Source organism: Rhizobium sp. RAF56 (assembly GCF_052113965.1).
Taxonomy (GTDB): domain Bacteria; phylum Pseudomonadota; class Alphaproteobacteria; order Rhizobiales; family Rhizobiaceae; genus Rhizobium.
This window is the reverse complement of sequence record NZ_JBFRDU010000050.1, coordinates 1-13,070: the sequence shown is the minus strand read 5'-3', so window position 1 is coordinate 13,070 and position 13,070 is coordinate 1. Positions and strand designations below refer to the sequence as shown.

At 61.1% G+C, this 13,070-nt stretch carries 11 protein-coding genes and 1 riboswitch; of the genes, 3 read left to right on the top strand and 8 right to left on the bottom strand.

Going from position 1 to position 13,070, the window contains the following annotated elements:
* Positions 1-108: 108 nt before the first annotated feature.
* The 6 genes from AB4048_RS25945 to AB4048_RS25920 form a co-directional block, all read right to left on the bottom strand.
* Positions 109-1,656, bottom strand: coding sequence for an adenylate/guanylate cyclase domain-containing protein (locus tag AB4048_RS25945; protein ID WP_442204866.1), 1,548 nt, complete (start codon positions 1,654-1,656; stop codon positions 109-111).
* A 5-nt stretch (positions 1,657-1,661) separates the two neighbouring features.
* A complete protein-coding gene (locus tag AB4048_RS25940) occupies positions 1,662-2,027 on the bottom strand; it encodes a response regulator (protein ID WP_442204865.1) in 366 nt (121 codons plus the stop codon).
* A gap of 15 nt (positions 2,028-2,042) precedes the next feature.
* Entirely contained in the window at positions 2,043-4,766 is a 2,724-nt protein-coding gene (locus AB4048_RS25935; protein ID WP_442204864.1) for a response regulator, read from the bottom strand.
* Positions 4,763-5,509: a Tll0287-like domain-containing protein gene (locus AB4048_RS25930; protein ID WP_442204863.1), complete on the bottom strand. Its 747-nt coding sequence runs from the start codon at positions 5,507-5,509 to the stop codon at positions 4,763-4,765. Before AB4048_RS25930 ends, AB4048_RS25935 begins: the two co-directional genes overlap by 4 nt.
* A gap of 277 nt (positions 5,510-5,786) precedes the next feature.
* On the bottom strand, positions 5,787-6,152 hold the full coding sequence (locus AB4048_RS25925; RefSeq protein ID WP_442204862.1) for a hypothetical protein: 366 nt from the start codon (positions 6,150-6,152) through the stop codon (positions 5,787-5,789).
* A gap of 348 nt (positions 6,153-6,500) precedes the next feature.
* Positions 6,501-7,100 carry a TetR/AcrR family transcriptional regulator gene (locus AB4048_RS25920; protein WP_442204861.1) on the bottom strand — a complete coding sequence of 200 codons (600 nt, stop codon included), beginning with the start codon at positions 7,098-7,100 and terminating at the stop codon, positions 6,501-6,503.
* A gap of 140 nt (positions 7,101-7,240) precedes the next feature.
* Between AB4048_RS25920 and AB4048_RS25915 the strand changes: the two genes are divergently transcribed.
* Positions 7,241-8,209 carry an SDR family NAD(P)-dependent oxidoreductase gene (locus AB4048_RS25915; RefSeq protein ID WP_442204860.1) on the top strand — a complete coding sequence of 323 codons (969 nt, stop codon included), beginning with the start codon at positions 7,241-7,243 and terminating at the stop codon, positions 8,207-8,209.
* 305 nt (positions 8,210-8,514) lie between these two features.
* Entirely contained in the window at positions 8,515-8,922 is a 408-nt protein-coding gene (locus AB4048_RS25910; protein ID WP_442204859.1) for a DUF1801 domain-containing protein, read from the top strand.
* Between the two features lie 60 nt (positions 8,923-8,982).
* Here AB4048_RS25910 and AB4048_RS25905 read toward each other — a convergent pair whose 3' ends face one another.
* Complete coding sequence (locus AB4048_RS25905) at positions 8,983-11,412, bottom strand: autotransporter family protein (protein WP_442204858.1); 2,430 nt, start codon at positions 11,410-11,412, stop codon at positions 8,983-8,985.
* A 519-nt stretch (positions 11,413-11,931) separates the two neighbouring features.
* Positions 11,932-12,077, top strand: a riboswitch (FMN riboswitch).
* Positions 12,078-12,199: 122 nt separating this feature from the next.
* Between AB4048_RS25905 and AB4048_RS25900 the strand changes: the two genes are divergently transcribed.
* Positions 12,200-12,709 carry a 6,7-dimethyl-8-ribityllumazine synthase gene (locus AB4048_RS25900; protein WP_442204857.1) on the top strand — a complete coding sequence of 170 codons (510 nt, stop codon included), beginning with the start codon at positions 12,200-12,202 and terminating at the stop codon, positions 12,707-12,709.
* Between the two features lie 213 nt (positions 12,710-12,922).
* On the opposite strand, the gene AB4048_RS25895 is transcribed toward AB4048_RS25900, so the two are convergent.
* Positions 12,923-13,070 (bottom strand): phosphatase PAP2 family protein (locus AB4048_RS25895; protein ID WP_442204882.1); only part of this gene is annotated, 148 nt, incomplete at its 5' end.

The following is a 13,070-nucleotide window of genomic DNA, read 5'->3' as shown; positions in this document are numbered from 1 at the left end:
CATGCGCGGTGTCTTCGCGGCACAGGGCGTATGAAAGAACGCACGGAAACACCGTCGATGTGACTGCCAAAGACCGAAATGATTTCATGGCGATGCTCCGCTTTGTTATCAGAGCAGGTAAGCGGTATATGTGCCGATCCCACGGATATGCATAGTGTTCGGGCGCGCATGCATGCCGATCGCCCCGAGCGCCTCGTAGGTCGTTTGAGATATCTGAATTCGTCCGGGCATGCCGTAGGACTCCATGCGGCTGGCCAAATTGACCGTGTGCCCCCAAACGTCATAGACGAACCGCTTTCGGCCGATTAGCCCTGCGATCACCGGGCCGCTGTTGATCCCGATCCTGAGTGCTAGCGGTGGCGTCGGACCAGCGGCCCGCTGCATTTCCGCAAGCATTGCCTTGCCAAAGGCGACCGCCGCGACCGCGTGGTCCGGACGGGGGTCGGGCAACCCAGCTGCCGCCATGTAGGCGTCGCCGACTGTCTTGATTTTCTCGATGCCATATTGGTCGGCAAGCTCGTCGAAACGGGAAAACAGGTCACCGAGCATTTGCACCAATGCGCCGGCCGGGGTTCGCGCGGCGAACGCAGTGAAATTGACAATATCGGCGAAAAGAATGGTCACCATGTCGATACGGTCGGCGATGACGTCCTCGCCGCAAGCAAGCCGCTTGACCACCCGCCCTGGAAGGACGGCGTGCAGCAGCGTATCGGCCCGTTCCTTCTCGAACTCGATCCGCGCCAGATACCGCCTTTCGCGTTCGCGCCAACGGCTGCGCTCCAGACAAGCCGTTATGCGGGCCCGCAAAAGCACCCGATCGATCGGCTTGCGCAGATAGTCTTCCGCTCCGGCCTCGATGCAGCGGATAACCGCGGCTTCATCCCTTAGACCGGAAATCATGACCACCGGGATATCACGCAGGCGCTCATCCGATTTGAGTCGGCCAAGAAGCTCGATGCCGTTCATGTCCGGCATCAATATATCGGCCAGCACGAGATCGAACTCCCGCGCCTCCAATATCAGCAGCGCCTCCTCACCTGAGCTTGCGACAGTGGCGGTATGTCCATCGCGCCCGAGGCGCCGAGCGAGGAGATCACGGTTTGACGCGGTATCATCGACGACCAGAATACGCGCCGCTCTTTCAGGCTCGATGGGCGATCGAACCGCTATCGTTCGTGCGAGATCGGCTGCAATCGTCGCATCAAGTTCGTTTTCGGGTCTCTGATCGCGACCCAGGGAGCCGATATCAGGCGTCTCATCGATCTGCGTGAGCAGATTGCGGCTCTCGTCAATGATTCTGGAAATGTCGCCCAGGAGCCGTTGAGACAACGCCTCGCCGAAGTCCTCGATAACCATCTCCGAATAGCCGAGAATAGCATTCATGGGAGTTCGCAAGTCATGTCGCAGGGTCGCATTTGCGGTGGCGATGCTGACATTGTCGGCCGGCGTGTCGACAAGTCGTTCGATCAAGGCGTTCAATTCGCGCGCCGCGCGCAGCACTTTTTCCAGATCGGGCAGCGCGGCTGTCGGACCCACCTTGCGCACCTCCTCGACGACCAGCTCCTGGTAGCCGAGCATGGCTTGCGCCGGATCGGCGATCTTCTGCACGATCATTGCTATATAAGCGCGATGCCCGATATCAGGCGACGAGGCCACGACGGTCACCCTCCTGTCAGACGCGATATTTTTTCCAACAGCAACGGCAATTCGATCGGCTTTGTATCATAGTCATTGCAGCCGGCATCCAACGCCTTTTGCCGGTCGCCGGCCATGGCGTGAGCGGTTAGCGCGATAATCGGGATTGTCGCGGTGGCGGGGTTATTCCTGATACGCCTCGTTGCCTCCCAGCCGTCGATCAGCGGCAGGCTCATATCCATCAGCACCAGATCGGGCTTGGCGCTGAGGGCCGCTTCCACGCCGGCCAGCCCGTCGGTCGCGATCACAACCTCGTATCCTCGCCGCTCCAGTCGGCGGGATAGCATGTCGCGATTCATCTCATTGTCTTCGACGAGGAGAATTTTGACCATCCTGCTCCAGCCTCCTCACGCGTCTTCACTCAATGGGACGTGTCGCCTCAACGCCGCGATCAGATCGGCGCGGCCCTTTGTCCCCTTTCTGACGATTTCCTTCGCACGCAGGCCGAGCCATTCCATTTCCTCGCGGGTCAGGTCCTTCGACGTGACGACGACGATCGGAAGGTCCGCCAGATCCTGCCTTTCCTGGATCGCCCTCAACAGCGCGAAGCCATCCATGTTCGGCATCATCAGATCGAGCACCATGATCGTCGGGCGTCCGGCCGCCAGCGCTTCGAGGCCGCGCCGTCCATCAGCGGCCTCCCTGACACGCCAGCCTTCCCGCACGAGTACCCTGCGAAAAAGCTCACGCGTCGAGGCATCGTCCTCGACGACGAGGACATCATGTCGCTGGTCTCCGGCGACTGCGTTCAACGTCTCAACGAGTTGCCGGGGATCGATCGGCTTGACCAGGTGGTCCGCAGCCCCGAACGCCAAACCCATCTCGCGATCGGCAACGACCGTCGCGAGGATAACGGGGATGCCACAAAGCGCGTCGTCGGATTTGATTTCGCGCAAGACCGACCAGCCGTCACGCCCGGGCATAATCACGTCGAGGATGATCGCATCCGGGCGCAGCTTACGCACCTGCTCCATACCCGCCTCGCCCCCTTCCGCCTCAATCACATCGAAGCCGGCGTCGCGGATCGCGTCCGACACAATCTTGCGTGCCTTGGCCTCGTCGTCGATGACGACGACTATGCCATGAGATCGCTCGCCGTCGGACGTATCGCGTCGCGCCACGATGTCCTCCGTCTCGCGCATCTCGCGCGCGCCCTCGAGCGCGGGGATCCTGAAGCGGAAGGTCGAGCCCTTTCCAAACTCGCTTTCAACGGTAATGGTTCCGCCCATCATGCGGATGAAATGCTGGGTTATCGCCAGGCCAAGACCTGTTCCGCCGTAGTTTCTGGTGGTCGAGGCATCGACCTGCACGAAAGCCTGGAAAAGCTTCGACTGCTGCTCGTCAGTCATACCGATCCCGTGGTCGGTGACCGAAAATTCGAGCCATTCGCCGTCGGCATCCCTAAGGCGCTCGACCGACAGAAGGATGTCGTCGTTTTCGGTAAACTTTGCCGCATTCGAGAGAAGATTGAACAGATTTTGCCGGAGTTTTGTCTTGTCGGTTTCGATCTCGTCCGGCTCCACCGACGCTGTGACCGTCAGCCGATTGCCCCTTTTAGCGATGAGCGGCGCGACGGTATTTTTTACCTCCGTGAGGAGCTGAGCAAGGCTCAGGCGTTCGACATAAAGCTCCATTTTCCCGGCCTCGATCTTCGAAAGATCGAGGATGTCGTTTATCAGCGCCAGCAGGTGCCGGCCGGAGCCCATGATCTTGGCGAGGTCCGCGACGAAGCCGGGCTGGCCGAGGTCGGTTGCATCCTCGATCAGCATCTCACTGTAACCGATGATCGCATTCAATGGCGTGCGCAACTCATGGCTCATCGAGGCAAGGAACCGGCTCTTCGCATCGCTTGCAACCTCAGCGCCGCGCCGTGCCTCCTCCAACTCGGCCTGACGGCTTTTGAGATCGGTGATATCCGTGTAGACCGCAACCGTGCCCCCTTCCAGCGTTTTGCGCTTGGCGATGCGAAGCCATGCTCCATTGGCGAACTGCCGTTCGATCATACCCTCCGGATCCCGGTGCCGGCGCATCGTCTCGGCAACCCATTGCTCCACATCGGCGTTGCCAGTCCCGGACACGCCCCGCTCCACCTGCGCACGAACGATCTCTTCGAAGGGCCGGCCGGGCGTCATGATGTCGGCAAGTTCCGGGAAGGTCTCGAGATAGCGTCGGTTGACCAGGACGAGGCGATCCTCCGCGTCGAAAAACGCGAACCCATCGGGGATGGTTTCGATTGCCGTCAGGACGGTATTGCGCTGGCGTTCGGCAGCGGCTTCGAGAATGCGGCGCTCCGCCTGGCTGTCGCGCAGCAGGCGCAGCGTCGTCGAAAGCCTGCCGAATTCATCGCGGCCTTCCGGTGGCAATTCGACGTCGTCTCTACCTTGCGTCAGCTGGGTCATCGCTTTGTCGACGCGGCCAAGCGGCACGAGTATCGACCGAAGGACTAGCCAAGTCATCACAGCGCCAGCGATCGTGATGAAACCGACGGCGATCAGCGCGCGGCGGTAGGTATTCCGGGCGGAGGCCGCGGCCGTATTGCGCGCCTGATCCGCCTCACTCTCGAGACGGTCCTCGAGCGCCCGGAGGGCGGCGTCGACCTCGTCGCTGTAGTTTCGGGCGGCTGCCAGCTGCGAGTTTCCGATGACGCGATTGTCGTCAGTATAGGCATCGACCGCCTGCATCGCTTTTTCGTAGTAGGCTGTCGAACCCGCCTCGATGATATTGGCTGCCTCCGGCGCGAACTGCTTGATGCGCGTCAAATCCTCTTCCAGCGCGGTGCGGGCCGCCTGTGCTCGCCGCTCGGAGAGTGTCAGCAGACTGACCGAGAGATCCGTCAGCCAGTAACGCACCTCGCCAAAGTGCCGGTGCGCCCGCGCGGCTTCGTCGAACATGTGGAAGCGAAGGTTCGTCTCCTCCACACGCCGTTGGTTCTCCCGCAGATCGCGCGCCATGAACGCGACGCTGACCAACAGCGCGAGAAGCAAAGCGGTCGAAAGACAGACAAGGCGCAGAGAGATTTTTCGATCTGCCAGCTGGCCGAACCATGTGCGGATGGCTTGCGCGGCACTCATTTGAACAGCGTGATGCTGATCGCGCCAGCCAGGTCGCCCTCGGCCTTGCCTTCCTTCGGATAGCCCGTGATATCGACCTCGCCCTTGGGCTGGCCGTGACAGGTGAGGCAGGATGCCGAATAGTACTCGGGAATCAGCATGCGGAATGAAGGTCGCCCGTCCATTTCGACCTCCTCGAAGAAAGACTTCCCCTTGGGCCAATCCGGCGACAGGAACCGATCGTCGATGACATGGCGCTCCCAATCGTCGGCCCGGGCCTTGCGGTTGCGTATCTGTCCTTCCGGCGCGGTGACCTTCATCCTTGCCTTATCGCCCACCTTTTCCTCGAAGCGTTCGTTGACGAGACGCGCGAAAGTCGAGGGGATGAAGCCCTTGAACCCGACACCCTTCGTGTTGATCAGCTCCTGGTGGTCATCGACCACTTCGCGGATCGCGGCCATCTGGGCATCGAAGAGCAGTTTGTCCAATCCGCTGGAACTGTCGCTCGGAATCGAAGTGCCTTTTTGACCGGCGAATATCGTGATCGCCTCCGCCACGACACGTTCGCCGCTAAGGTCCTTGTTTCCCTTTGATTGGTCGTTGATGAGGTCCTGGTGGCTCGAAACCACACTCCGGCTGGCTCGCAACAACGCCGCCAACCGGTCTCCTGTCGCCACCGCATCCTCGTCGGCCGCAACAAGACCTGCTAGAGCGCAAAGTCCGACTCCTGCGAGAAAAATACTACGCATACGGCCGCAATGCATGGTCGGCCTCATATTTTCGCGATTGTTACGTGACCATATCAGAACTACATCAGATCCAAAATACTCCGACGCCCTATACTCCGCATAATCCTTCGGAGCAGCACCGTTGCGTGCTCAGTTGGTCGCGGCGCGTATGTCGGCTCACGTTTCCCGCAGGAAGCCGCTCCCGTTGGTGATCAATTGGCGGCGACGCGGCCCACGCATCTCGTGGGGGTGCAGCGCACTTCGGCGTAGGTGGCATTGCCGCGGGCTCGTCGAAGAGACCGCGGCAGAGATTCTACCGTTGGCGGAAGTTAATCCCGCACTTCTTGACGCGCGACGCGTCCTCAATAGCCTGCATTTCTCCCTTCAGGCGAGCGACCTCAGCGGCTGAAGCGCCATCGCCCTTTGTGAAAAACAAGGCCGGCCAAAACAACACGACGCCAACGGTTGTCACAGCGGCGTCCTGTCCGGCATTCTTATCCTGAACGCCGGCAGCGGCTGCCGCGCGCGAGGACACGCTGGTGGCTTCCTCTTGCAATTCCTTGCACGAGAGTTTTTCGTAGAGAGTGGGAGAGACGTAAGCTGCGGCAATGTCTTTAGCTCGTGAGGCGCACGAAGTCAGAGAAGCCGCTAGCATGAGAGCGGCCATAAGTATTCGCATTGTTTGTGTCCGATTCGAGAAGGTTTCCCAGGAAGCCCAGGGATCAATGATGAAGGTCCATCAACGCGCGGAATGATGTCACGAGAGAGTAGGCATTCAGGCGCCGAATGCCATTTTGGGTAGCAGATGGGACCGCCCCTGAAACCGGCGCCGCAACCAGATCCCCGCCTCTGGTTGCAGCGCCGTGCATTGACACTAAAATATATCGTCGCTGCCAGAGCCTCTTACCGGCATTGGCGGCAACGATCTTGCGGGATCAGGACAAAAATTTGTGTTGAGCTGCCAAAATAGGGGGAGATGTTTCGCACGGTCCCGGCTAGCCATTTCCGGCAGTCGCCATCACAGGCTTCACAATTCGTTGCCAGATTCGATTTTCAGCCCTGCGATCAAAATATCGACCAAACGAGTGGCGGCCGCTTTCCAGCTATTACCGGCGCTGGCATTGGCAACAGCGGCCACGGCGCGCAGCAGGTCGAGCGGATCGATGTCGAGTCGGATTTCACCACTGGCGACAGCGCGGCTGGCCAGCATCTCGATACTTTCCCTGATCTGCGTGCCCGAGGCTGCGTAGAGGTCCGACGTGCCTGAGGCCAGGGAATTGAGTGCCGGATACATCCCCTGCTTCGTGGCAATATAATCGATGAAGACAAGCATCCACTCGCGCAGGGCCGCAACCGGGGGATTTCCTTGGGCCAGTCGCCGGGCGGCCTCCACCAACTGCTCCGTCTCGTTGCGGTAGACGGCTGCGATCAGCGCATCGCGGTTCGGGAAGTGGCGATAAAGCGTGCCGATCCCGACACCTGCCGATTGGGCGATATCTTCCAGGCTGACCTCCGGGCCCCTCACCGCAAAAGCGCTCTTGGCCGTTTCCAGCAGCCGCAGCCGGTTGCGTTCGGCATCGGCGCGGGGTTTGCGCGCGGCGACGGATTTATTCTTTTCTTGGGTCACACGAAGGAAAGCCTATTGATAAACGGAGGAACCCTCCGTATTTAAAGCGGAGGCATCCTCCTTTTAGTCTTTCGGAGGGCAGCGGGCAATGGGTTTGCTTCGCAGGATGCCTATACGTGCACAGCACAAGGAGATTTTTGATGACAAACCTGTTTGGAGCCAAATCCACCACCGAGGATGTGCTTTCCGGCATCGAGCTTGGCGGCAAACGCGTGCTCGTCACCGGCGTGTCGGCCGGCCTCGGCGTCGAGACCGCACGGGCGCTTGCGGCTCACGGAGCCGAGGTCGTAGGCACCGCCCGCGATCTAGCCAAGGCGGAAGCTGCAACGGCAGCCGTCCGCGCCCAGGCGGCGATTGGCGGCAGCCTCGAGCTTGTGGAACTTGACCTGGCTTCGCTCGCAAGCGTTCGCGCCTGCGCGGATGCGCTCCTGGCGGATGGCCGTCTCTTCGATGTCGTCATCGCCAATGCCGGCGTCATGGCAGCCCCCTTCGGCCACACGGCTGACGGTTTCGAAACGCAGTTCGGCACCAACCATCTCGGCCATTTCACCTTCGTCAACCGCATCGCATCGCTGATTGTATCGGGTGGGCGATTGGTAAACCTGTCGTCGTCCGGGCACCGTTTCGCCGATGTCGATATCGAAGACCCGAGCTTTGAGCACACGGCCTACGACCCCTGGATCGCCTATGGCCGATCGAAGACCGCCAATGTCCTGTTTGCCGTCGAATTCGACCGGCGACACAAGGCACGAGGTGTCCGCGCAACGGCGGTACATCCCGGCGGCATCCGCACCGAACTCACCCGCCACCTCGATGACGGCACGCTGGAAGCGATGGTCGGCAAGATCAACGAGGAACTCGCAGCCGAAGGCAAGGCGCCTTACGAACTGAAGTCCATCCCACAGGGGGCCGCCACATCCGTATGGGCTGGCGTTGTCGCCGCTGCCGACGAGGTCGGTGGCCGCTATTGCGAGAATTGCCATGTCGCTGAGGTGACGGAGAACCCTGTCAGCCGCATCAGCGAGGGTGTCCGCCCATATGCGCTCGATGCCGAACGGGCCAAGGCGCTCTGGAGCAAGAGCGAAGACATGGTCGGCGAGCGCTTCTGAGGGCATTTTCGATAAGATTGGCCTGAGGTGCCGATAACGACACTTCAGGCGCATGCGCCGTTCGGACTGACCCTGAGAGTTGCCGAGCAGATCGAACTATAGTTGCCCATCGGCGTTCACCGATGGGCTTCGCGCCATGAGCGGCCTAGCGGGGCTCGAATGTTCACCCCGCAATCGAGAGGCAGTACCTTCTGGAATTCCAGTCGATGCCGGGCAACTTCGGCTTCGTCCGAGAGGCGCGCCGTTAGCAGACATCTGCTGGAGCGTGTTATAGAGCGTCTTTGTACACCTGGAGGGGGCGCACTTTGGGCGAGCCTAAACTTCTTTCTGGCGGCAATCCTCAGATACCCAAAGGCGAAGGCGATGCGCCGGTTCAAGCTTACATCGCCGCGATGCCCGGTTGGAAACGTCACGTTGGCATCCAGCTCGATGAGACCATCGAACGTGCCGTTCCCGGTGTGCAGAAAGCTGTGAAGTGGAACACGCCCTTCTACGGGCTGGAAGGACAAGGTTGGTTCCTCGCCTTTCACTGCTTTGAAAGATACGTGAAGGTGACGTTCTTCAAAGGCACATCACTCGCTCCCATGCCTCCAGTAAGCTCGAAGCAAAGGGACGTGCGCTACGTCCACCTTCACGAGAATGAGCCAATCGATGTAACGCTCTTCACGGACTGGATCATTCAAGCGGCCAGCCTGCCTGGAGAGAAGGTCTGACACCTGCCGACCCAGACTATCCACCCCTCGCCTGCCTCACCTCGATCGGAAATGCGCATCTCACCACGTGTATCTGAGACCGGCGGCCGCCCGGAAGCTGTCGCGTTTGTCGCCGTCCGTGGCGCCGACGGCGAACTGGTAGTCGGCATTGGCGTAGAAGCTGAGATTAGGCTTCATCTTCACGGTGACGCCGCCGCCCAGCTGAAGGCGCGTGGCCTCCTCGTGCAGCGGCACATGATCGACGCCGGAATAGGTCGTTGTCGCGTTCGCCCCGTAGTCACGCCACAGATTGGCACGCACATAAGGCTCCCAGACCTGCTTGCTGTCGTTGACGATGGTCCATTTGCCGCGCAGGCCGATCCGGCCGCTCGCGCCTGACGTCGTGCCGAGCGCGACCTCGCCCAAGCCGTCGTTGGCGTCGCCGAACGACACATGCTGCCAGACGATCTGCGCCTGCGGCTCCAGCACGAAGCCTGACCCGAGCGCCGGCAAGGGGATCGGATAGCCGCCTTCCAGCGAACCGACGAAGCCGGTGCCGGTGGTGTCAAGCTTGGCGAATTCCGTGGATGCCGAGCCGTCATAGTGCGTCACCTGCGCCACTGCGTCGAGGTACCAGTCGCCAGGACCGTAATGGGTCCAATAAGCCCCGCCTGTCCAACCGTTGAGATCGAGACGCCCGGTGTTGCGCATCACATAGCCGGTCGCCGCCTCGTTGGTGACAAGGCCGTCAACGTCGACAGGGGAATTGGCGTAGGCGAAGTAGACGCCGGCGGCATCGCGGCTCCCCGGCGTCCATTCGCCGCGCAGCAAGTCGAAACCGCTCTGAAAGCCCAAAATGTGGCCAGACGCGCTCGGATCGGCGAAAGCCAGGTAATTGTTGTCGACCCCTTCGCCGAAGACCCGGCCCCATACAGTGGGTTCCCAGCCGGCGTACGGGCAATCCGACGTCGTTCCATCCCGCTTGTCGGCGCCGCCGGGCGTGCACGGCGTGCCAATGTCCCCGTTCAGCAACGTATCGCCGATGCGGTCATGCAGGGTGCCAAGCGTCGCTAGCCCCATTTGCCGGGCGATCGGTTGAACCACGCCGTAGGTCGCAATCTCCGGCCCGATGATCGGATAGATGCCCGGCGGCAAAGGCTCGGAAGGCGGATGGAGTGGCAGGTCGGGCGACCCGGGCTGCCCGGTCGGCGGTCCGACAATGAAGCTTGAGCGCAGGAACCAATCGTCGGGGCGGCTGCCGTCGAGGCCGCCACGGAAGAGAAAATAGTCGAAGGCGCCGCCGCGTGCCTCGCCAGCCAGCGCGAAGGCACTCGGATCCGTTGTGCCACCGTCGGTCGCCTCAATGACCGCGATGCCATTCGCCAACGTCTCGGCGCCGGGACCGCCAGCGTTGGTGATGCGCAGGAGAGAATTGCCGGTCGCGGTACCGCCGTTGATGACGAGCTTGTCTGACGGCGAACCGTCGCCAGCCAGAAAACTGTTCATTCGGATCGTCCCGCCGGTTCCCACGTAGTTCGGCGTAGTCAAGGTCGTGCCGGCGGCAGCGCCCGTCCCCATGTTCACCAGGCCTCCATCGATGAGGCTGGGGAGGGCCGTAGTGAACCCATTGAGATCGAGAGTACCGCCGCTCGCGACCAGTACCGCTGAATTCAGACTGAGCGTGTTGGGCGCGCCTTCCCGTAGGGTGCCCCCGCTGACGTTCGTCGCTCCACTGTAGATGTTCACGCCTGTGAGGATGGTGGTGCCAGCGAGCACGTTGACGGTGCCGTTGCCGCTGATTGCCGGCGCAAAGTTGTAGTTGGTGGACGTATGGTTGAAGTTGATCGTACCGGTGCCCGCGCCAAATGCGACGCTCGGCGTTCTGAGCGTGCCAGGTGCAGCCGGAGCGCCCGCGCCAGCGCCGATGTTGAGTATGCCAAGAGCACCAGCGTTCCTCGCGATCATGACAGACGGCGCGGTGACAATGCCGCCGTCCGCAATCGTCAGCCTGCCTGTACCGGAGTTGCCGACGTTCACTGCCGAAAGGTTGCTCCAAGCAGACCCCGCGCCGGTTACCGTGACCATGCCTTGTGAGCCTGCGGCATTGCCGATATTGGCGGCGAAGTTGGTGATATTGAGGACCTTCCCGCCGTTCGCGACCGTCATCATGCCGGTGCCAAAACTTCCGATGTTAAGCCCACCGCTGGGTCCGTTGATCCAGCTGGAACCCGGGCCAGTCACCGTCACCGAGCCGAACGAGCCGGCATTCTGTCCAATCGAGCCGCCGCCACTGCTCAAGTCGTTGCTGTCTACAGCGATGCTGCCGTCTTCAGCGGTGGCTCCGTTTTGAATTGTAAGAAAGCCGGTACCAAGGCCACCGACCACCACCCCCCCGGCATTCGACCAGCTGGAGCCCGCGCCGGTCACCCTCACCGTTCCCACCCCGCCCGGTAAATTGCCGATTGTTCCGAAGCTATCAGCGAGCGTCCCGCCGTTTTGGATTGTGAGCATCCCCGTCCCGTTTGAACCGACGGTCAGGTTTTTGGCTCGTGCGTCCGGGATAGCGATCACCGTCGGATTTGGCGTCACAGTGTCAATGTTTCCATCGATCGTCGGCTGGGGTATACCGCCGGTGACCCAATTCTCAGCCAGAAACCAATCAGTGGAGACTGTTCCGGCCCAGTCGCGGGACTGCGCGTGCACCGAAATCGCAGATGCGGTGAACAGCGCGATTGTCACCAGCAATTTGGACAGGAAAAATTTGCATCCGGCGCCCGCCTTTGCGATAGCGCCCACAGGCGATGCCATGGATGACAGTCGATGTGCTTCGAGTCCCATATTGGTCTCATGCCTCTGACGTCACTGTGCGTGCAAAATGACATGAGTCGTGGAAACGACAAAATCTCGTCTCGGCCAGCGTCGAAAACCTGCCGTGCTCGGCGCCAACACCCTTCCTTCAGCCAACGCAGGCGGACAGTGCCCGACGCAACAAGAGGTCTTGCTTTTACTGCGCGTGAGACCTTATGTTCGGCCCGTTCTCAGGGCGGGGTGAAATTCCCCACCGGCGGTATCAGGTGCAGACCTGGAGCCCGCGAGCGCTTTCGCGAAAGCGAAAGGTCAGCAGATCCGGTGAGAGGCCGGAGCCGACGGTATAGTCCGGATGAAAGAGAGCAACGCGCGTGCGCCCTTCCAAGCGAGGGGGTGCGTCACGCCTGTTCGCCCAAGGGACGTTGGGTCCGCATCCGCGGGACCTTCGATAAAAAGCCAGTCCGCTGGCGCAACCCTTGAAAGTTTAAAGATGACTATCGCCATTACCCCCAAGCAGAACCGCATCGCCGTCATTCGCGCGCGCTGGCATGCCGACATCGTCGACAGAGCCGTGACCTCCTTCGCAGACGAGTGGGCCGCCCTCGGCGGCTCCAAATCCGACGTCGATATTTTCGACATTCCGGGCGCGCTCGAGGCGCCTCTGCACGCCCAGACGCTTATCAAGACCGGCAAATTTGCTGCAGTCGTGGCATGCGCCTTCGTGGTCGACGGCGGTATCTACCGCCATGACTTCGTGGCGGCGACGGTGCTTGATGGAATCATGCGGGTGCAGCTGGATACCGGCACACCGGTCCTTTCGGTCGTGCTCACCCCCCATTACTTCCAAGAAACCGAGGCCCATGTCGGCTTTTTCAAAGAGCACTTCGTGACCAAGGGCAAGGAAGCAGCCCGGGCCTGCCATGCGATCCTGTCGGCACGGGCCGAATTTGCCGCGGCCTTACCTGATGTGCGGTGCGAGCTTGACGCTCTAGTCGGTTGATCGACCGTCGTTTTGAGACATGGTGGCGGCATAACGAAAGCCGCCATGTCTGCTTGCGCGCCCCCTCCTATTCCTCCCTGAATGCCTTCATTTGGTCAGTGAAGGGTTGATCAGGTATGACAGAGCGGTTCGTTCGGCGGTCTGCCGGCAGCGGCGACTTCGACCTTGCCGTGGATCTTTAACAACGACAGAGACTGCCGCGAAAATGAGGAGCTACCTGCCGTCAAGATCGCGCGCGACAACGCGCCTCGCAAAAATCGACCAGCATAGAAGGGCCCACCCAGCGCCGATCGCCCAGCCTGCAACGACGTCGCTCGGGTAGTGGACACCCAGATAGACGCGGCTGGTGCCGATGATAAGG

Coding starts and splice junctions, on each gene's coding strand:
- AB4048_RS25940 (WP_442204865.1), bottom strand. CDS start 2,027: ATGGTCAAAATTCTCCTCGTCGAAGACAATGAGATGAATCGCGACATG.
- AB4048_RS25935 (WP_442204864.1), bottom strand. CDS start 4,766: ATGAGTGCCGCGCAAGCCATCCGCACATGGTTCGGCCAGCTGGCAGAT.
- AB4048_RS25930 (WP_442204863.1), bottom strand. CDS start 5,509: ATGCATTGCGGCCGTATGCGTAGTATTTTTCTCGCAGGAGTCGGACTT.
- AB4048_RS25925 (WP_442204862.1), bottom strand. CDS start 6,152: ATGCGAATACTTATGGCCGCTCTCATGCTAGCGGCTTCTCTGACTTCG.
- AB4048_RS25915 (WP_442204860.1), top strand. CDS start 7,241: ATGACAAACCTGTTTGGAGCCAAATCCACCACCGAGGATGTGCTTTCC.
- AB4048_RS25905 (WP_442204858.1), bottom strand. CDS start 11,412: ATGCTCACAATCCAAAACGGCGGGACGCTCGCTGATAGCTTCGGAACA.
- AB4048_RS25900 (WP_442204857.1), top strand. CDS start 12,200: ATGACTATCGCCATTACCCCCAAGCAGAACCGCATCGCCGTCATTCGC.